This is a genomic window from Acinetobacter sp. GN11, assembly GCF_054823985.1.
In genome coordinates this window covers 1-21815 of sequence record NZ_JRVL01000335.1, presented here as the reverse complement: position 1 = coordinate 21815, position 21815 = coordinate 1, and the positions used below count along the sequence as shown (strand labels likewise).

Annotated in this window: 15 protein-coding genes and 2 tRNA genes; 8 read left to right on the top strand and 9 right to left on the bottom strand. The window is 40.1% G+C overall.

Annotated features, from left to right (window positions below):
* Nucleotides 1-196: 196 nt before the first annotated feature.
* From NL42_RS18990 to NL42_RS18975, 4 genes are all read left to right on the top strand, one after another.
* Nucleotides 197-496, top strand: coding sequence for a hypothetical protein (locus NL42_RS18990; RefSeq protein WP_016139973.1), 300 nt, complete (start codon nt 197-199; stop codon nt 494-496).
* 116 nt (nt 497-612) lie between these two features.
* A complete protein-coding gene (gene gltX / locus NL42_RS18985) occupies nt 613-2121 on the top strand; it encodes a glutamate--tRNA ligase (RefSeq protein WP_461313932.1) in 1509 nt (502 codons plus the stop codon).
* 57 nt (nt 2122-2178) lie between these two features.
* Nucleotides 2179-2254: transfer RNA gene (locus NL42_RS18980), tRNA-Ala, on the top strand.
* Between the two features lie 25 nt (nt 2255-2279).
* Nucleotides 2280-2355, top strand: a tRNA-Glu gene (locus tag NL42_RS18975).
* An 81-nt stretch (nt 2356-2436) separates the two neighbouring features.
* Here NL42_RS18975 and NL42_RS18970 read toward each other — a convergent pair.
* Nucleotides 2437-3387, bottom strand: a complete 951-nt coding sequence (locus tag NL42_RS18970; RefSeq protein WP_461313931.1) for a hypothetical protein — start codon at nt 3385-3387, stop codon at nt 2437-2439.
* Between the two features lie 274 nt (nt 3388-3661).
* Between NL42_RS18970 and NL42_RS18965 the strand changes: the two genes are divergently transcribed.
* On the top strand, nt 3662-4000 hold the full coding sequence (locus NL42_RS18965) for a zinc-ribbon domain-containing protein (RefSeq protein WP_461313930.1): 339 nt from the start codon (nt 3662-3664) through the stop codon (nt 3998-4000).
* Between the two features lie 19 nt (nt 4001-4019).
* Here the strand turns inward: NL42_RS18965 and NL42_RS18960 are convergent, their stop codons facing one another.
* The 5 genes from NL42_RS18960 to NL42_RS18940 form a co-directional block, all read right to left on the bottom strand.
* Nucleotides 4020-4970 carry a cation diffusion facilitator family transporter gene (locus NL42_RS18960; RefSeq protein WP_461313929.1) on the bottom strand — a complete coding sequence of 317 codons (951 nt, stop codon included), beginning with the start codon at nt 4968-4970 and terminating at the stop codon, nt 4020-4022.
* 131 nt (nt 4971-5101) lie between these two features.
* Entirely contained in the window at nt 5102-8260 is a 3159-nt protein-coding gene (locus tag NL42_RS18955) for an efflux RND transporter permease subunit (RefSeq protein WP_461313928.1), read from the bottom strand.
* Nucleotides 8250-9467 carry an efflux RND transporter periplasmic adaptor subunit gene (locus NL42_RS18950; RefSeq protein ID WP_461313927.1) on the bottom strand — a complete coding sequence of 406 codons (1218 nt, stop codon included), beginning with the start codon at nt 9465-9467 and terminating at the stop codon, nt 8250-8252. Before NL42_RS18950 ends, NL42_RS18955 begins: the two co-directional genes overlap by 11 nt.
* Nucleotides 9468-9469: 2 nt before the next feature.
* Entirely contained in the window at nt 9470-10885 is a 1416-nt protein-coding gene (locus NL42_RS18945) for a TolC family protein (protein WP_461313926.1), read from the bottom strand.
* Between the two features lie 54 nt (nt 10886-10939).
* Nucleotides 10940-11338: a cation efflux protein, CzcI-like gene (locus tag NL42_RS18940; RefSeq protein ID WP_461313925.1), complete on the bottom strand. Its 399-nt coding sequence runs from the start codon at nt 11336-11338 to the stop codon at nt 10940-10942.
* A 156-nt stretch (nt 11339-11494) separates the two neighbouring features.
* Here NL42_RS18940 and NL42_RS18935 point away from each other — a divergent pair, with 156 nt between their 5' ends.
* Nucleotides 11495-12187 (top strand): YidX family protein, encoded by a 693-nt coding sequence (locus tag NL42_RS18935; protein WP_461313924.1) that lies wholly within the window; start codon nt 11495-11497, stop codon nt 12185-12187.
* A gap of 62 nt (nt 12188-12249) precedes the next feature.
* Here the strand turns inward: NL42_RS18935 and ettA are convergent, their stop codons facing one another.
* Complete coding sequence (ettA, locus tag NL42_RS18930) at nt 12250-13911, bottom strand: energy-dependent translational throttle protein EttA (RefSeq protein ID WP_004639772.1); 1662 nt, start codon at nt 13909-13911, stop codon at nt 12250-12252.
* Between the two features lie 296 nt (nt 13912-14207).
* On the opposite strand from ettA, the gene NL42_RS18925 reads away from it, so the two are divergent.
* Nucleotides 14208-15485 carry an O-acetylhomoserine aminocarboxypropyltransferase/cysteine synthase family protein gene (locus NL42_RS18925; protein WP_461313923.1) on the top strand — a complete coding sequence of 426 codons (1278 nt, stop codon included), beginning with the start codon at nt 14208-14210 and terminating at the stop codon, nt 15483-15485.
* 273 nt (nt 15486-15758) lie between these two features.
* Nucleotides 15759-16649, top strand: coding sequence for an SDR family NAD(P)-dependent oxidoreductase (locus NL42_RS18920; RefSeq protein WP_461313922.1), 891 nt, complete (start codon nt 15759-15761; stop codon nt 16647-16649).
* Nucleotides 16650-16714: 65 nt separating this feature from the next.
* Here the strand turns inward: NL42_RS18920 and NL42_RS18915 are convergent, their stop codons facing one another.
* The gene (locus NL42_RS18915) at nt 16715-18901 is read right to left on the bottom strand and encodes a solute carrier family 23 protein (protein WP_461313921.1); all 2187 of its coding nucleotides are present in this window, start codon (nt 18899-18901) and stop codon (nt 16715-16717) included.
* 299 nt (nt 18902-19200) lie between these two features.
* Entirely contained in the window at nt 19201-21549 is a 2349-nt protein-coding gene (locus NL42_RS18910; RefSeq protein ID WP_461313920.1) for a Tex family protein, read from the bottom strand.
* Between the last annotated feature and the right edge of the window lie 266 nt (nt 21550-21815).

The window sequence follows — 21815 nt, the reverse complement described above, 5'->3', positions numbered from 1 at the left end:
ATAATGAAGCGCAAAGGATACATATGACCTACATTGGGGTCGACCAGATTAAAATATAGATAATTTTTGTAAAAAGTGTGACACAGTTCCACTTTTTTATTAAGATTTATGTTTAAATCGTAGCATTACCGTAATTTTACATTTCGTTAAATTCAAAAAATAGATGAAATGTAATGAACAGAGGGGATGATTAATAATGAAAATTCATTATGGAAAAGCGTTAAGCTTAAGTTTGGTGCTGGGTTTAGCATCACAATTTTCTGCAGCAGCAGTACTTAAAGATACCCCAAATAAAACTGGGTCAGATAAGCAGACTTCGCTTATTGAAAAAGCTTTAGATCAACAGAAACGTAATCCTATTGTATTACCTTCTACAGATGATGAGCTTAAAGTTCTCAATACTATTCGCGTTACACCGACTCAAAATTTTCTTGCTGCTCAGCATGAACGTTTTTCACGTTTTGTTCAGGCAATCTTTCAGCCGCATACCTCTTAAAACCTGAAACACCCCCTCTTCGTTTCAGTTTTAGCCCAGTCTGATGTTAAATAAAACGTCAGAATACTGGGCTTTTTCGTTATAATAGTTTCAATTTTTATTTTGACCCATTACCTATGAAAGTTCGTACTCGTATTGCACCTTCCCCTACTGGTTTCCCCCATGTCGGCACAGCTTACATCGCTTTATTTAACATGTGTTTTGCGAAACAACATGGCGGAGAATTCATTTTAAGAATTGAAGATACAGACCAACTTCGCTCTACACCAGAATCTGAAAAAATGATTTTGGATTCATTGCGTTGGTTAGGTCTAAATTGGTCGGAAGGTCCAGATGTAGGTGGTCCTCATGCACCGTATCGCCAATCTGAACGTATGGGAATTTATAAGCAATACGCATTAGAACTTGTTGAAAAGGGTCATGCTTTTTACTGTTTCGCTACAGCAGAAGAATTAGACCAGATGCGTGCTGAACAACAAGCACGCGGTGAAACACCAAAATATGACGGGCGCGGGTTAAAACTTTCTCAAGAAGAAGTGTCTCGTCGCTTAGAAGCTGGTGAACCCCATGTCATTCGTATGAAAGTACCTGAAGAAGGTATTTGTAAGTTTAATGACTTATTACGCGGGGAAGTTGAAATTCCTTGGGTACAAGTCGACATGCAAGTTCTTCTTAAAAATGATGGATTACCAACTTATCATTTAGCCAACGTGGTTGATGACCATTTAATGGAAATCACTCATGTATTGCGCGGGGAAGAATGGCTTCCATCTGCACCGAAGCATCAGTTGCTTTACCAATATTTTGGTTGGGAAATGCCGACACTTTGCCACATGCCATTGTTGCGTAACCCAGATAAATCAAAATTATCTAAACGTAAAAACCCGACATCAATTAACTACTACCGCGATATCGGCGTTTTACCAGAAGCCTTATTAAACTATTTAGGCCGTATGGGCTGGTCAATGCCAGATGAGCGTGAAGTGTTTACGCTACAAGACATGATGGATAGCTTTGATATTCAACGTGTATCACTAGGTGGCCCAATTTTTGATGTTGAAAAATTAAACTGGCTTAACGGTCAATGGATCAAAGGTTTAACACCTGGCCAATTATTAGACCGTTTATTAACATGGAAGAGTGACCGTAGCACTTTAGAAGATATTGCTGCTGCCATTCAACCGCGTATTAATTTACTTTCAGAAGCCGTGAATTGGGCTGGTTTCTATTTTAACCATATGCCACAAATTACCGCTGAAATGTTTGAAAGCAAAAAATTGACTCAAGAACAGGTTCGTCAAAGTCTACAATTTGCAATTTGGCGTCTTGAAGGCCAGTTTACTTGGAACAATGACACTGTTAGCCAAACCCTAATGGATCTTGCGAACCAGATGGAGATTAAATTACGCGATTTCATGCCAGCGTTCTTTATCGCTATTGCGGGTTCAACCAGCTCAACACCTGTAATGCAGTCGATGGTTACTCTTGGGCCTGATTTAACTTTCGCTCGTTTACGTCGCGCTTTAGAAATTGTGGGTGGACCAAGCAAGAAAGAAGTTAAAAATTGGGAAAAACTCAATGAAAGCTTAAAATTGCCGAAAAATGAAGCAACTAGAGAAGCTTAATTCACTTTTTTGTTGACGTGTGAGCGCATTAACTCTAATATTGCGCTCACACAAACTGGGGTCATAGCTCAGTTGGTAGAGCGCTACAATGGCATTGTAGAGGTCAGCGGTTCGATCCCGCTTGACTCCACCACGCTCCTTTGTGTACGCCTCATCAAGTCCCTATCGTCTAGAGGCCTAGGACATCGCCCTTTCACGGCGGTAACCGGGGTTCGAATCCCCGTAGGGACGCCAAATTCTAAAAAGCCACTGCATAATGTCAGTGGCTTTTTTCTTGCCTAAAAAAATAAAAAGCCAATCAATGATCAGCTTTTCCTATGAGCTTGCAATTCCCACTTGTACTTCAAGGCGACCCGACTGTACCCGTAGTCCTCTAATTTCAAATTGATCTACCAATTGCTGTACCAGCTCTCGGCTTTCTCTCAAAATATTTAAACCCGGTAAAATACTGAAATCAGTCAAGCTCAAAAGCTTTTCAACCATCCAAGAGCGGTTATTAATAAAGTCAATAAATCCTGCTTGTTCTAGATCAATAAACCACATCCGGTGGCCATCGCGTTGGATGCCCGGAATATCACCAATCAAATGATTAATGAGTGATGGAATGGGCAACATATTTACGACTTCAAAACCAACTCGACCAATACGGCGAACAGCCCAGTTAGACAGCGTTCCCCCATGACGAATCTGGACATCAAGACTCTCATCCATTTGACGTAGACGCAAAAACTTTTCCTGCCCAATACGGCATTCCAATACTTTAAAATCTAAACTTAAACGGTACATGAAACGATGATAATGCCCATCGATCTCGACTTGGAAACTATCATTGCCGCACTTAATTTTAATATCATCAATTTCAGAGCGATCAATGCGCTTACGAATTTGATTATTTAACAACATTTCGGGCAAGTACAACGTTAAGGTACTTTTACCTAAAAAGGTACGTGCCATTATCAACGCGACTTGGCGTGCAGTTTCACTGGTTTCAGACACCATATCTCGTACCGTGCCTGCTGCCAGATTTGTCATTCCGACAACTCCACGTCTAGTGTGGGTAGTCACTTGATCGAGCGCATCTAATGCAGCATCTGCAACCTCTGCAATATTACGTGTCGTATCACTAGCGAACCCGACCGCATCTTGGGCATGTTGCAATGTCTTATGCAGTAATCGACGAGATAATGACGGTTTTACGGTATCTGGGGTGGCTACAACTGATGGTGTCGTTGTAGGCTTCGACTCATTGTCATCTTGTTGACCCAATCCCTCTCTCCTTTTTATATTTATTGCACGTCCTATTTATGAGTATTTAAGCTCATTTATAGTGCTAATCACACTTGATTTTTCTGTAGATTAGCATGCTCTACAATATTATTTTAATTTTTATGTGTACGGATAAATCATCAGTTTTTTATATTTCTTTGTTTATTCATAAGTAATTTTTCTGCTAACTCACAGTACTCCATCGATATCTTACAAATTTTTTTCTTTTCCGACATTTCCGTTAGAATAGATTCAAACTGAATGTGGAGTTCTCATGCAATATCGTTGCCCTCAATGTCAAAGTGTTAAAATTATGCCTGTAAGCCAAGGCATTAACAGCGTAAAACCAGCAGTTCCTAAAAGCCTTGCGATCTTAATTCCTGCACTTTTTATGCTTTTACTCTTGGTTGTGATTAGCATTTTTATGTGGATTTTTGGCAATGGCGCAGGTAGCACTCTTCAAATTGCAACAGTAATTGTTTTTGTTGTGACTTTAGGGGCAGGTTTTATGTTTTGGCGTGATTTGCCAGACTTTAAACTCTCTATGCAAGCATTTATGCAGTCACAAAAACACTGGAAATGCCGTGACTGCAATCACGAATGGGAAATTTAAAAAAAGGGTTCACATCAGCTTAATGCTGATGTGAATGTTCTTTGTCATTCTCATCATGCTCGTGTGGAGCATGTTGAGCAACATGCTGACAATTGATCTCGGCATCGTCCTCAATTTGCAATGTCACTTCGCCAATACCATGTTCATGAGAAAGCATTTCAACAGCATCTTGATAGAGCTTGGTACGGTCCGCTTGTGGCGCAAATAAATGCACCGTTAAATGGATGTTTTTAGAAGTAATCGCCCATACTTTGAGTTGATGAATACTCTCTACACCATTTAAAGAAAGCAGATCTGTACGTAACTTCTCAATATCCACTTCTTCTGGCACACCTTCGAGCAAAATATTAATGCTCTGTTTAAGTAAAATCCATGTTCTCGGTAACACCCAAAAGCCAATGAGTACAGCAATAAGCGTGTCAATCCAGTACCAATTAGTGAAGTAAATAACAATTGCACCAATAATCACGCCTACCGAACCTAGTGCATCGCTTAAAACTTCTAAATAGGCACCTTTAATATTTAGGCTAGAGTTGGCATTCGACATCAGAATTTTCATTGAGATGAGGTTAATCACTAAACCAATGGTCGCCACAATGAGCATACCCACGCTTTGGATTTCAGGTGGCTTAGAGAACCGAATATAGGCCTCATATAAAATATAAACCGCCACTACAAACAGCATGAGCGCATTAAATAAAGCGGCCAGAATTTCAAAGCGCTGATAGCCAAAAGTACGTTTATTATCAGCGGGACGCTTTGAAATTTGAATGGCAACCAAAGCAATTGCCAAAGCAGCTGCATCTGTAAACATATGCGCAGCGTCAGAAAGCAATGCCAAACTTTGTGTGATTAAACCTGCAACGACCTCAACGATTAAAAACGTTGTCGTAAGCGCTAAAGCAATCGTTAATTTCTTAGCATTACCTTCAGTCACTACAGCATGACTATGATCATGATGTCCACCCATTTTGCGGACTCCTTTTTATTTGTCTTTATGGTGAGTTAAAAGTAACGATAAAGACACCATTACCTTTAACTCTTTCAAACACTTTTTTGAATTGACTCTGTCATCAAAAAAGATATCTCAAAACGATGACATTATGAATGCTCAACACTTTTCGTCTTGCCTTCATTCATCCATCGATAAATGACCGGTAATAAAACCAGCGTTAATATCGTAGATGAAATAATGCCACCGATTACTACAGTTGCCAAAGGTCGCTGTACTTCTGCACCAGTTCCTGTTGCCAAAGCCATTGGAATAAAGCCAAGAGACGCGACACAAGCTGTCATGAGTACAGGTCTTAAACGTAAGATCGCTCCATTCCATGTTGCAGTTTGAATATCAAATTTTTCTCTAAGCTCTTTAATAAAGCTCAGCATCACCAGACCATTCAAAACAGCGACACCCGACAAAGCAATAAACCCGACACCAGCCGACATAGACAGCGGAATATCTCTTAGCCACAGGGCAATAAGACCACCCGACAAAGCAAATGGTACGCCGCTAAAGACCAACAGGCTTTCTTTAACATTATGGAATACAGCCATGAGTAGAATGAAAATCATAGTAAGCGCCAATGGAACAACAATTTTCATTCGGGCAGCAGCTGAGGCTAGATTTTCAAACTGACCGCCATACTCCAACCAATAACCTGCTGGCAGTTGTTCCTTTGCGAGTGTTGTTCTTAATTCTTGAACAAATGATCCTAAGTCACGGCCTTCTACGTTTGCAGTAATAATGACACGGCGCTTACCATTTTCACGCCCCACCTGATTTAAACCTGAGGTACGTTCAACTTTAGCAACATCTTGAAGCTGGATCAGTCCACCATTTGGTAGCTGAATCGGAAGTTGAGCTAAGTTTTGGATGGTACGCTGCTGGTCTTCTAGACGAATTTCAAAATCAAATCGTCTATCGCCTTGTAAAATCTGCCCAACATTTTGTCCACCTACACTTGCCGCCACAATATCTTGAATGGCTTTTGCAGATAATCCGTATTGTGCAGCCAGAGGTCGGTTAATTTCAACACTCAGCACCGGTAAACCGCTAGTTTGTTCTACCTTAACCGCGGTAGCACCTGAAATTTTTTGTACTTTCTGAGCGAGTGCTTGAGCCTGCTCATTGAGTACTTGCATATCATCACCAAAAATCTTGACGCCAATATCACTCCTAATCCCTGAAATTAGCTCATTAAAGCGCAGCTCGATCGGTTGAGAGAACTCACTGTTATTACCCGGTAATGTCGCTAAAAAAGCTTCCATACGTGAACGCAGCTCAGCTAGCGTCTCTTTAGAGTTTGGCCATTGATCATGCGGTTTAAGTAAAATGACCGCATCAGAGATATTAGGTGGCATGACATCGGTTGCAACCTCAGCCGTTCCTGTTCGAGCAAAAACAGCTTTTACCTCGGGAAAGTTTTTCAAAATGAGTTTTTCAGTATTTTCCTGCATTCGCAGTGATTGCTCGAGCCCAGTACTCGGTGAACGCATTTGCTGTAAGGCGAAGTCACCTTCGCTAAGTTGCGGAGCAAACTCACTACCCATTTGGGTAGCTAACACGCCTGTAAGCACTAAAATACTTAATGCAAAACTAACGACCACAATCTTAAGTTGATAAGCCTGATCGAGGACATCTCGGTATTTCTGCTTTAAAAGCTGCATCCAACGTGTTTCTTTTTCTTTCACCTCACCCGTAACAAAAAGAGCAACTGCCGCAGGTACAAATGTGACAGAAAGAATCATGGCGCCCAATAATGCCATAACCACAGTCATTGCCATTGGATGGAACATTTTGGCTTCAACACCAGATAAAGCAAAAATAGGTAAATAGACCACCAGAATAATCATTTGCCCAAAAATAAGTGGTCGACGGGCCTGTTTTGCTGCAAGGAATACTTCTTTGAATCGCTCAGTGCGTGTAAGTGGCCGATGTAAAGCATGCTGTGCTTCTGCTAGACGTCGAATACAGTTTTCTACAATAACAACTGCACCATCTACAATAATCCCGAAATCAAGCGCTCCTAAGCTCATTAGATTGGCACTAATGTTTTGCTCAGCCATACCTGTCAGGGTAAATAACATCGAAAGTGGAATAACGCAGGCTGTGATTAAAGCTGCTCGAAAATTTCCTAGAAAAATAAACAAAATCACAATAACCAGAATTGCACCTTCAACAAGGTTCTTCTGTACGGTTGCAATTGCTTTGTTTACTAAACTTGTTCGGTCATAAACCGTTTCGATTTCCACACCTTTAGGCAAAGTAGGCTGAATCTCCTTAACTTTGCTATCAACCGCCTGAGCAACGGTACGGCTGTTTTCTCCCATCATCATCATGGCTATGCCAAGAACCGTTTCCTCACCATTGTAAGTTGCAGCTCCGGTTCTTAAATCATGCCCAATAGAAACATTTGCTACATCGGCCACGCGAATAGGTAACCCATTTTTGGTACTTACAGTAATATTTTGAATATCTTCAACACTACTTAGCATACCCGGCACACGAACGGTGAGTTGCTCTCCGTTTTCTTCAATAAAACCTGCACCGCGATTTTCATTATTTTCTTGCAGCGCAGTTTGAAATTCATTGATTGAAATCTGAAGCTGCTGCAAACGTTTTAAATCAGGCGACACAATATAAGTTTTATTGTAGCCACCAATACTGTTAATTTCGGCTACGCCTTTCACACGCTGCAATTGAGGCCGTACAATCCAGTCCTGAATTTCACGTAAATCCATGGCTGTATAGGCTGTGCCATCTGCTTTTTTAGCACCAGATTTTGCTTTTACCACCCATTGATAAATTTCACCTAAACCTGTTGAAACAGGAGACATCACTGGATCAACTGATTCGGGAAGTTGTCCGTCCGCCTCTTGTAAACGCTGGTTGATCAGTTGTCTTGCCCAATAAATATCTGTTCTATCTTTAAAAATGATGGTGACTTGGGAAAGTCCATAACGGGAAATAGAGCGAGTCTGTTCCAGATTAGGAATTCCGGCCATCGCATTTTCAATAGGATAGGTAATCCGCTGTTCGACCTCTAAAGCCGTATATCCATTTGCTTGAGTATTAATCTGGACCTGAGCATTGGTAATGTCTGGAACCGCATCAATAGGAAGCTTTTGATAACTCCAGATACCAACTCCAATCCACGTCAGTACAAATAACATGACCCAAATAGCATTTTGAATAGCAAACTGAATAATTCTGTCAAACAGTCCTTCAGGTTTGGGCAGCACAGGTTTATTAATGTCCATGCTCCGCCTCTCCTTTTTCCAGTTCGGATTTCAGCAAGAAGCTACCTTCTGCAACGTAGCGCTGGCTTGGATTAATTCCTTTTACAACTTCGACCCACTGACCATCTTTAGAACGTTGTCCCAACTGCACAGTGACAGGTTCAAGTTCAAAGCCAGTTTTGACCAGTTTTGGCGTAAAAATAACGTCCTTACCTTCGACTTGTTGAATCGCCTGCGCTTTTACACGTGTCACTTTTTGCACTGAACCTGAATTTAGCTCAACATTAACCATTAAGTTTGGACGCAACTCACTACTATTTGCCAAGACCTTGGCACGAACTTGTAAGCGCCCTGTTTGAGCATCAGCCTCTGTTGTTAAGCTTTGGACTTGAGCTTTAAATACATTTCCAGTTTGCAAAGATTTAAATTCAATCTGCTGATTTGGCTGCACATTCATATTTGCGGTACTTGGCAAAATAAACTCTAGCCATAACTGATCAAGCTGATTAATAATAAAAAGCTGATCTGCTAACTGTACATTTTCACCTACCACAATATCTTTATTACTCACCATGCCAGCAATTGGTGCTGTTAAGGTATAGCGTCCTCCTGAGCCTGAACCCGCCCCGAATGCACTTAAGCGCGAGCGAGCTGCTTTAACTTGAATTTGGGCTTGCTGGTAAGCGTTATAAGCTCTTTGATAATCTTGTTTAGCAGAAATTCCCTGAGACCATAAGCTACGTTCACGTTCATAGTCCTGACGCGTTAAATCAAGATTAGACTGTGCAATTTGCAAATTAGCTTGCTGATCGACTAGATCTGGAACCAATAAGCTTGCGAGAGCCTGACCCTTTTTAACTTGTTGTCCCAATTCAACATAGACTGCTTCGACACGCCCACTAAAACTTGGTGAGACATGGGCTTGACGGTCAGTATTTACAACCAGTTTGGCTGGATAAGTTTGAAGCTGAGCAACTTCACCTAATTCAGCCTGTTCAATTTTTAAATTTTGTTCCTGCATTTGTTGAGCAGTGAGCATCAATGGTTTTTCACCCTCGTCATGATGTCCTTCACCCTCTTCTTCAGCATGCTCATGCTCTTCTGAGGCTTCAGAAGAGACAGGTTTATTTTTTGAATTTAAAACGAGCAAACCAATTAATATTGCAGTGATTGCTGCAATCACTCCCACCCAAAGCCACTGAGAATTTTTCTTTAAATTTACCGACATTTTTATTCTCCTGCCTGAGTTGGGAATGTTTGACTTTGTTGCCAAGCACGTTGATTGAGCTGCATTAAGGCATCTTTCGCCATGATCTGTTCTGGTTCTAACCCAAGACGCAAACTTTGAATTTCAATTGAATTTTGCCAAGCCTGCTTTAATAGCTCGACTTTACGTAAACGGACATCTTGCAGCTGCATGGTGGCTTGCTGAACATCAGTAACGGCGAACTTACCCAAACGGAAACCTTGCAATGTTTTTTGCTGAACTTGTATAGCAAGAGGAACTTGTTGATCATTCAGTTGTTTAAACTGGATGTGTAGACCGTTTAACTCTGATATTAGGGTTTCAATATCAACCTGATTCTGCTGTCGATAAAAGCTTTGTTGGCGTTGAGACAGCTCTTGCTTGGCTTGAGCGATCTTGACTCCATACTGTTGGCGATTAAAAAGATTTAAAGGAATTTCTACGCCTAAACGAATTTGGTTATCTGTACTCTGCTCTGGAGAACGAGTGTTATTAACACCCAAAGTTACAGTAGGTTGTGGCCTTGCTTTTGCCTTAAGTTGTTGAATATTGGCTTGCTGCGCAAGGGAATCTAATTGGAAAGAGCGCTCCAATAAATTATTTTGTGAATCTTGGTTTGGTTCTACATTTGCTGCCAGCGCCCATAATTGGTTTGGACTTTGGAATAGCTGAAACTGACTTGAACCACCACCCCATAAATTCACTAGTTGCTGTTTCGCAACTTGGAGTTTTAAATCGACTTGTTGATATAAACGCTGATTTTCCAAGTGAGACATACGCACTCGGTCTACATCAACTTGAGCAATACTGCCTGCCTGATAACGTTTTTTCGATGCTAGTAAATTTTCTTGGCTAACGGATAGCTGCTCGCCAATGAGAGACTTTTCAAGCTCAAGCAAAGCCACTTGCGACCAAAAATATTTAACGATTAATCCAAGTTCAGCTTGATAACGCTGCTCAGCCAAATCAATTTTTGATATTTCCACTTTTGCTAAGTTTTGCGCAGCCTTACGTTGTCCAAAAAGATCTAAAGGCTGAGAAATACCTATCGCAAGTTCTTTTTCTTGATCACTCTGGAAACCTGTTTGCTCAATGGAAAGACTTGGGTTGGCCCATAAACGACTTTGCTTTAAATTAGCCTCAGCCATTTGCTGCTGTGCTTGCCAAACACCTTGCTGACTTTGATATTTTTGTACCTGCTCTAAGGCTTGGTCAAAAGTAAACGCTGCTTTTTGAATATAACGTTCTTGTTGAATCTCAGACTGAGCCATCGTTACTTGTGCAGCCAATAGCATGGCAACAGATAGACTTGAGATGGTTAAAACTTTTTTTAACGTTATCTTAACGTTACTCTCTAAGTGATAAGTAGAACTCACTCGATTTGAAAAAATAGAAGACATGTTTTTGCCCCGCAATAAATAAGAGATGCGGTGGGCTTATTTTGGCTACCCCACCTATAGCGGGGTTAAAACAGGAGGAGGTTTTAAAGCAGTAAGATGGGGTGACTGGTAAGAATTAGACCAGTGATAAATTTGTGAGAGTTCCTGCACATGGACTACAGGTGCTTCAGCTTGTTTTGCAACTTCAGTCATCACAACATGAAAACATGAAGGCAAATGATCATGGTGATCTTGCAAATTTAAAGGAGCTTTATGAGAGGTGTTTCCGGCATCGTTCTGTTCATTATGAGCTTGATATGAAGATTGATATACATTCAAAGCCGCATGATGCCCGAAATGATGCAATGCTTTTTCCTGATTTTCATGCGCGCAAAATGCCGCTGCCACATTCCATAAACTCTGGAATATGAGCAAACTAAACAAGACGGACATAAAAATTGCGGAACGTGGCAAAAGCGCACCATTAAACTAAAAAGTTGAACAAAGCCACTATAACAGGCAGTAGGCATGTAATAAAATTACAAAACCTCGATTCATACCCCCACCTTTTAATTTAGAACTTATCTCACGTTAGACGAGACAAAAATAACTTATTATTGAGTAATCATTATGTACAAGCTTTTTTCTGCATCTATATTAACAATTTGCCTTGGCTTAACTGGCTGTGCAACGTCAATGCTATCATCAGCCTTACCCGATGAAACAACCCAAGTTCAGACGAATACTTTAAAAACAGATCAAATTATTGCCCTAGGACAGGCAGTTAAAAATCAGCAGGAACAAGGATTAGTATTTATAGGTCAAGACTATAATTATTTAATGACTGATGGTAGCGCAGAATTTCTAAAAATTATTAAAACCATTCCGGCCACCGAAAGAACGCTTAACATCCCCTCTCCACTTGTACTCACCATGGATGATCCAAATCATTTTCACGGAGTAATACAGGTTCGCTATAATACACGCATGGGAAATCTAAATGAAAAACAAAAAGATATGTTAAAGGATTTGGGTTTTAAACAGAATTTTGCCATGCTCCAAGCTCAAGAGAATACCCCATATCCCTATATTAATATTCTTTTCAAAGGGCAACTTTATGAAGCTAAAAGCCTAAAAGATATTCAACAAAAACTAGTAACCCCATACGTGGTTGAATTACAGGAAAAAATTGAAACAACTAAGAAACATCCATTCAAGCGTGCTACCCGCAAGGTTTTGTACCCTTTAGCAATGACCTTTGATGTAATTGTCTTTGCACCCTCTTTAATATGGGCAGATTTACATGATGACTTTAATAAATAAAGCACTGAGATTCCTAAAACAAAAAAACCAGCCCTCAGGCTGGTTTTTTAAATTAACAGAGATTAACCGCTAATTTTTTTGTATTTCGTACGTTTTTGAGCAGCGTCATCACCTAAACGTGACTGACGATATGCTTCGTATTCTGCATAGTTACCTGCGTAGAATTCTGGCTGTTCATTTTCAAATGACAAGATGTGTGTCGCAATACGGTCAAGGAACCAACGGTCATGCGATACCACCATTACAGTACCTGGGAATACAAGAATTGCGTCCTCAAGTGCACGTAAAGTTTCAATATCCAAGTCGTTTGATGGTTCATCCAGTAAGATTACGTTTGCACCTAACTGTAAGATCTTCGCTAGTTGTAAACGGTTACGCTCACCACCAGATAATTCACCTACGCGTTTTTGCTGATCTTGACCTTTAAAGTTAAAACGGCCGATATAAGCACGTGACGCGATTTCGTAATCACCGATTTTTAAGATATCTAAACCGCCAGAAACTTCTTCCCAAACAGTTTTATTATTATCTAAAGTGTCACGGATCTGACCAACATAAGCAACTTTAACTGACTCACCTAAGGTCACAGTACCTGTATCAGGTTGCTGTTCGCCAGTCATCATACGGAATAAAGTCGTTTTACCTGCCCCGTTTGGACCAACGATACCAACAATCGCTGTTGGTGGCACAGTAAAGCTTAAGTTTTGGTACAGTAAACGGCCGTCAAATGATTTGCTGATGCCTTCCACTTCCACAACTTTGTTCCCCAAACGTGGACCAGGTGGAATATAGATTTCAGACGTTTCATTACGTTGCTGGAATTCTTTAGAGTTAAGCTCTTCAAAACGTTCCATACGCGCTTTGTTTTTCTTTTGCTGACCTTTAGCATTTGAACGAACCCATTCAAGTTCTTTTTTCAATGCTTTAGCAAAAGATTCTTCTTGTTTATTTTCCTGCTCTAAACGAGCATTCTTTTGTTCTAACCAAGAAGAATAGTTACCTTGATAAGGAATACCCATACCACGGTCAAGTTCAAGAATCCACTCAGCCACGTTATCCAAGAAATAACGGTCATGCGTAATCGCAACGATAGTGCCAGGGAAATCTTTTAAGAAACGTTCTAACCAAGTTACAGATTCTGCATCCAAATGGTTCGTCGGTTCATCCAGAAGTAACATATCTGGTTTAGAAAGCAATAAACGGCAAAGTGCAACACGACGGCGCTCACCACCAGAAAGTAGTGATACGTCTGCATCCCAAGCTGGAAGATTCAAAGCATCCGCAGCAATTTCAAGCTGGTTGTTTAGGTTGTGTGCATCCCAAGCATGGATAATTGATTCTAATTTTTCCTGCTCTTTTGCAAGTGCATCAAAATCTGCATCTGGGTCTGCATATTCTGCAAAAACCTGATCAAGACGCTCTAATGCATCTAAAGCTTCACGCACGCCATCTTCAACGTTACCACGAACGTCTTTAGTTGGATCAAGCGGTGGTTCTTGCTCTAAATAGCCGATTTTAATTCCAGGTTGTGCACGAGCTTCACCAGAGAAATCTTTATCTACGCCAGCCATAATACGAAGCAGGGTAGATTTACCTGCACCGTTCAAACCGAGCACACCAATTTTGGCACCCGGGAAAAATGATAAAGAGATGTCTTTTAAGATTTCGCGCTTTGGCGGAACCATTTTAGACACTCGGTTCATCGTATAAATATATTGGGCCACGCAGGACTCCTCAATTGAAAAACCAATACATCGCATAAAGCGATAAATAATCGCGCGTATTATACGCTGAAAACCTCATTGACTTGAAGTTATGATTTCCATCGTACGGATTTATCAAACAATTTTCTTTTTCAATAAGTTGCAAAATGTTTATGTATAAGATTTATACAGTGTTTCAGCGTATATTTTTCTATCTTTATTCCTAAAATTAGAAAACAAACCAGAATTTCTGCAATTTTGTTTATTAATTTTAGGCTAGACTCGCTCAATATTTAACTCACGAAGATGAAGTAATCATGACTTATAAAGATGAAACTCTAGCAATTCATGCTGGTTATTCACCAGAAGCAACCACAAAAGCTGTCGCGGTTCCTATTTATCAAACCACTTCTTATGCATTTGATAACACACAACACGGTGCTGACCTTTTCGATTTAAAAGTTCAGGGTAATATTTATACCCGCATTATGAACCCGACCACTGCTGTACTTGAACAACGTCTTGCTGCACTCGAAGGCGGAATTGGTGCTTTAGCCTTAGCTTCTGGAATGGCAGCAATTACTTACTCAATTCAGACCATTACTGAAGCTGGAGACAATATTGCTTCTGTCTCAACCTTGTATGGTGGAACGTATAATCTATTTGCCCATACCTTACCAAAACAAGGCATTGAAGTTCGCTTTTTTGATTATCAAAAGCCTGAAAGCTTACGTGACTTAATTGATGATAAGACGAAATTGGTTTTTGTTGAGTCGATTGGCAACCCACTCGGAAATATCATCGATTTAGAAGCAATTGCAAAAATTGCACATGAATATGGTGTACCTGTCATTGTCGATAACACCGTTGCCACCCCTGCTTTATTAAAACCTTTTGAATATGGTGCCGATATCGTCATTCACTCACTTACTAAATATATCGGTGGACATGGCAATAGCATTGGTGGAGCGATTGTAGATAGCGGTAAATTCCCTTGGGGTAAATATCCAGAACGTTTTAAAGTTTTGAACACACCTGATCCAAGTTATCACGGGGTTAATTATGTTGAAGCTTTAGGCGAAGCAGCCTATATTGCCCGCGCACGTGTAGTTCCATTACGTAATACAGGTGCGGCAATTAGCCCACTGAGTGTTTTCTTGATTTTACAAGGTTTAGAAACTCTAAACCTCCGCATGGAGCGTCATACTGAAAATTCGCAAAAAATTGCGGAATATTTAAAAAATCACTCTAAAGTAAAATGGGTCAATTACGCAGGTCTCACAGATCATCCTCAGCACCAGCTTGCTCAAAAATATGTAAAAGGGAAACCATCTGCAATCTTATCTTTTGGTGTGCAAGATGGTCTCGAAGGCGGTACTCGCTTCATCGATGCACTTCAGCTATTTACTCGTCTCGTAAATATTGGCGATGCAAAAAGTTTGGCGTGTCATCCTGCAACCACGACTCACCGCCAGCTCAATGAAGAAGAACTTAAAGCTGCGGGTGTGAGTAAAGATATGGTTCGTCTTTCGATTGGGATTGAGCATATAGATGACTTAATCGCCGATTTAGAACAAGCACTTTCAGCTGTATAATTTTTAAACTAATTAACAACCCTCTGGAAATAGAGGGTTTTTTATTTTCTACCTACTCTACAATTAAAAGCAATTAATGGATTAAGATACTATTTTAGAGTTTTTACTCTAAATAAATTGTTAAATTTCATATATTTACACACTAGACAATTTTTAAACATCTATTAAGATAATAGCCATATTTATGAGTTCATTTGGATGAACCTACGGTTGTAAAAAATAAAAATTACATACCGGAATAAATAGTCCCTGCCCCTACTTAGGTAAAATGCTGTGAATAAAAAATTAGAAGCTCTGTTCCAGGAAAAGGTACAAGATAAAGTCATTTTAGTGACAGGCGCCTCGAGTGGAATCGGATTAACGATTTCAAACAAACTTGCTGATGCTGGTGCTCATGTTTTACTTGTTGCCCGTACTCAAGAAACTTTGGAAGAAGTGAAAGCAGGTATTGAAAGTCGTGGCGGTAAGGCATCAATTTTCCCATGTGATCTCAACGATATGGATACGATTGACCAAGTATCTAAAGAAATTTTAGCGACTGTTGATCACATTGATATTTTAATTAATAACGCAGGTCGTTCTATTCGCCGTGCCGTACATGAGTCTTATGATCGTTTTCATGACTTTGAACGTACGATGCAATTAAATTATTTTGGCGCAGTGCGCTTAGTTCTTAATATTTTGCCTCATATGATTCAGCGCAAAGATGGGCAAATCATTAATATTAGCTCGATTGGTGTGTTAGCAAATGCGACTCGCTTTTCTGCCTATGTTGCGTCTAAAGCTGCTCTTGATGCGTTTAGCCGCTGTCTATCGGCCGAAGTTCATGCGCATAAAATCGCAATTACTTCAATTTATATGCCATTGGTTCGTACCCCAATGATTGCACCGACTAAAATTTATAAATATGTACCAACACTTTCACCTGACCAAGCTGCTGACTTAATTGCTTATGCAATTGTGAAACGTCCGAAACGTATGGCAACTAACTTAGGCCGCTTAGCTTCAATGACATATTCGGTTGCACCAGGCATCAACAATATGTTTATGTCGATTGGTTTCCGTTTATTCCCAAGTTCGGATGCAGCAAAAGGTGAAAAAACCGAGAAATTAAACTGGGCACAAAAAGCATATGCACGAATCTTCCCAGGCGAACACTGGTAATTTTGAGTTGATGCCATAGTAAAAAAGCGCCTTAAATAAGGCGCTTTTTTTAATTAAAGAACTTATCAATCAAGAAATTGAACATGCCCTGTTTTTACATCGTAAATTGCACCCACAACTACAATGTCACCTCGCTCAACCATATCTTTGAGCACACTGCTGTTATTAATAATGTACTGGATGTTGTAATGAACATTCATTGCTGTCACTTGGCTAATAAAAGCATTACCTAATTCACGTGGCTGCATAATGTCATATACGCTATCAACCGAATGCATTAATGGCCCAAGCACATATTGAATGTGTGGCATTTCCTTCACATCGGACACTTGCTTTTGCTCTAGACGCAATTGACATGCGCTCGTCACCGCACCGCAATCGGTATGTCCTAAGACTACAATCACTTTAGAGCCTTTAGCCTGACAAGCAAACTCAAGAGAGCCTAATACCTTTTGCCCAGCAATATTACCTGCGATTCGTAAGCTAAATAGATCACCAATACCCACATCAAAAATCATTTCGGTAGGTGCACGTGAGTCCATACAACCAAGGACTGCTGCGATCGGATGCTGCCCTTCATCTGCGGTAACTCGGATTTGACGATAAATATCTCGTTGTAGACGTTCATTTTTTACAAAACGTTCGTTCCCTTCTTTGAGCAAGTTTACGACCTGTTGAGGACTCAGCTTTTGTTGTAAATCTTGTGTACTAATATCAATATCAAGTACTGCATCATCAACATCCTGATAGTGCTGCTTAAACCCGACCAGTTTAAGATTTACCTCACGTTTAATGGCAGTTTCACTTTGATAATCTTGAATAACCTGATAGATATCAGGATCAATTGAATCACATTGGGTTGCATCAATAATGAGTTGCTGATGTTTATGTACATGTTCTAATGCTGAAATAAGCGCAGAGCGATTAAGAAAGGTCACTTGTGATGGAAGTTCAATACGAGTCACTACGCCATGCAAGCGCTTCTCTCTATAAACACGAATACCTTTATTAAAATTACCATAGAGAATAAAAGCACTACTGGTGAACAGACCAATTAAAATTCCCATTAAAAGATCGGTCAGTAAAATTGCAACCAAGGTAATAATAAAAGGTAAAAACTGTTTCCAACCTTTTTGATAAAGCTGTTTAAAGAGTTTTGGATGGGTAAGCTTAAAACCTGTCACGATTAAGATCGCAGCCAATGCAGATAGAGGAATCATGTTCATTAATGGTACGAAGAACAAAACCGCTAGCAGCAACAATACACCGTGAATAATGGTAGAGCATTTGCTACGCGCACCTGTATTTGCATTCACAGAACTACGTACAATCACTGAAGTCACAGGCATTCCACCAATTAAGCCAGAAATGATGTTACCTGTACCTTGTGCCCAGAGTTCACGGTTAGGAGGAGAAGAGCGTTTTTGAGGATCAATTTTGTCTGCGGCTTCCAGATTCAATAATGTTTCTAAAGATGCCACGACAGCCAGAGTAATTGCCCCTGTGTAAATCATAGGCTCAGCTAAATAGCTAAAATCAGGAAAAATTAATACATCTTCAGGTGCTTGTAAGATATTCGGTAACTGAATGAGGTTATCAATTTGCACTGCCCATGCAGAGCCAATACTCACTAAAATAAAATTTAAACCCGCTGCAAGCACAACCGCGATTAGCGCGGAAGGTAAAGCTAGTTTTTTGAGTGGACTGCTGTCCCACGCTAAGATTAAAAATAAACTGAGCAACCCAATGAGTGCAGCTCCGCTATCGAAACGCTGACGGAACGCATCAGGCGTTGAAGTCCAAACCTGTTTCCATGAAAAATCAGAAAGCCCAAACAGATAAGGTAATTGGGTCGCAATCAGGATGACACCAATAGCGGCTAATAATCCTAAAATGACATTATTTGGGATAAAGTTCGCAAAAAAACCTAACTTGAATAAACCAAATAAAATTTGCAGGACGCCGGCAAAAATAATACATAATAAAAAGGCGGCATAATTGCCGCCTAATTGTTCTAACTGTACAAGAATGACGGCCGTCAGCCCTGCCGCTGGGCCTGCAACGCTAATGTGGGAACCACTTAGCAAACCTACGATAATGCCGCCCACAATACCTGCAATAATACCAGAGATGATGGGAGCACCTGAGGCTAAAGCGATACCCAAGCACAGCGGTAATGCCACAAGGAATACGACGACTCCAGATAAGAGGTCTTTTAAATGAAATCTATTTTTCAGGTTTAAAACCGACATAAAACAACCATTTATAATAAAAAGAAATAAGCAAAGTTGTACTATTACAGCCTGAAAGTGAGTAAATGCTTCAAGGCTGGGTTGATGATGTCGAACAACTGAATATCATTAAAGTTTAGTTATGCTATAACGTTGTATAGTTGATTGTAGATTTGACAACGATTTTGTTGATCTTAAGATTCACCTCATCTTTAGGACTGCATTTTTCTTCACTAATTTTTAATTTAATAAATTTTAGAAAAAATCTTAACCAATAAAAAAGCCCCCGATTTGGAGGCCTTTTTATTAATTAAAGACGCTTATTTAGAGCCTTTAATTCCTGCTTGTAACAACAATGCACCTAAACCACCAATTTTTTGCTCTTGTGGTTTCTCTTGCTTAGGGCGCTGAGGACGTTCAGCTTGATCTTTACGTGGTTGAGGACGTTTACCTTGAGGCTTACGCTCAAAACGTTGTTCTGTACTTTGCTCACGGCGTGGCGGACGCTGAGCTTTTACAGGTGCAGAACCTTCAGCACGCATACTTAAGTTTACGCGGTTACGTTCAACATCAACCTGCATAACACGTACTTGTACAATCTGGCCCGGTTTTACAACTTTATGCGGATCAGATACAAACTCATTTGCAAGTTCAGAAATATGAACTAAACCATCCTGATGTACACCAATATCAACAAAGGCACCAAAGTTTGTGACGTTAGTAATCACCCCTTCAAGTTGCATACCTTCTGTCAATTGACCAACTTCAGTAATATCTTCACGGAATTTAGCAGTACGGAACTCTGGACGTGGGTCACGACCTGGTTTTTCAAGTTCAGCTAAAACGTCTTGGATTGTTGGTAAACCAAATTTATCATCAACAAATTCATCAGCTTTTACTTGGCGAATGATTTCACTATTACCGATGATGTCTTTAACAGTAGTTGCTTTTGCTACAACAATTTTCTCAACAAGACCATAACTTTCAGGGTGAACTGAAGAAGCATCTAAAGGTTCAGAACCATTTTGAATGCGTAAGAAACCAGCCGCCTGTTCAAAAGTACGATCACCTAAACGCGGTACGCTTTTCAACGATTGACGGTTGTCAAAACGGCCATGCTCTTTGCGATATTCAACAATCTGTTGAGCAATTGCTTTGTTTAAACCTGCAATATAAGCCAAGATTGCTGGTGAAGCGGTATTTACATCAACGCCTACAGCATTCACACAGTCTTCTACCACTGCATCAAGTGTTTTTGCCAAACCAGTCTGGTTCACATCGTGTTGATATTGACCCACACCAATTGACTTCGGATCAATCTTAACAAGTTCAGCCAGTGGATCTTGTAAACGGCGAGCAATAGAAACTGCACCACGAATTGAAACGTCAAGCTCTGGAAGTTCTGCCGAAGCAAGTTCACTTGCAGAGTAAACAGATGCACCCGCTTCACTTACAGTGATTCGTGTTAAATTCAGATCAGTATTCGCAGCCATCATTTCAGCGACAACAGCTTCTGTTTCACGGCTAGCTGTACCATTACCAATTGCAATGAGCTCTACGTGATATTCACGGCATAGGCGTGCAAGTTCAGCAATTGAGCCTTCTTTATCTTCTTTTGGAGCAAATGGATAAATCGTGCTGTGAGCTAGTACATCACCTGCATCGCTGATTACTGCCAGTTTCACACCAGTACGAATACCAGGGTCAACACCCAAAGTCGTACGGCTACCAGCTGGCGCTGATAATAATAAATGACGAAGATTTTCAGCAAATACCTGCATTGCTTCTGCTTCAGCAGTAAGACGTTTTTCTGTTAGCAATGAATGTTCGATTTGAGGACGAATCTTGCCTAACCAGAATAATTTTGCAGTTTGCTTTAAGAAGTCTTGGCGCGCTTGAGGTTGAATTTGCTCAAGGTTGTATTCAGTTTCAATACGTGCCAATGGCGCATCATCTTCACCATCTACTTTTAAACCCAATACGTTTTCTTGACGACCACGTAACATCGCTAATAAACGATGAGAAGGTAATTTGTTTAAACCTTCAGAGAATTCAAAGTAATCACGGAATTTTTTACCAACTTCTTTCTTTTCTTCAGATGCAACTGCACTTTTTAAAACCGCAGTTTTTGCAAAAGTTGTTTTTAATTCTGTAGTAAGTGAAATATTTTGTGCCCAGTCATCAATCAAAATATGCTGAATCGCATCTAACTGACTTTCAACATCTGGATAGTCTTCATGACTGAATCCAGCCAATGCTTCTGTCGGGTCAACTTGTTCTGCAATAATTTTTTCAGCAATTGGTCCTAAACCTGCTTCTTTTGCTTTAAAAGATTTACTTGTACGCTTAGGGCGATACGGTGCATAAAGTTCTTCTAAAGCATTTTTTGTTTCGGCTGCATTCACCCGCGCCAACAAGTCATCACTCAATTTATTCTGTTCTTGCAATGACTGAATAACTTTTTCACGGCGCTCATATAAATCACGTAAATACGCTAAACGAGTATCTAATTGGCGTAACTGCGTATCATCTAAACCTTGTGTTACTTCTTTACGGTAACGGGCAATAAATGGAACACTGGCACCTTCATCAATTAAGCGGATGGCAGCTTCTACTTGGTTTGGACGTACGGCAAGCTCACTTGCCAACTGCTGAACTAAGTCAGTCATCGTGTTTGATCCCACAAGGATAAAGTTTAAAAGCACTGATTATAAAGACCAAGCCCATAAAATCCACACTTGTTTGCGTATTCAAAACGTTTTTTTGTATTGACTCTGAATATTTATAGTTTTTACGACTACTAGAGCACATAAAAACAGAAGTTTAACTATGAAAAAGTTGAGGCTGAGCTCTGTTTTTTAATCTTTATAAAATATAAACATACGACTTATGTCATGAAAGTGACAAAATTTTATTATAATTTATGAGAAAATGA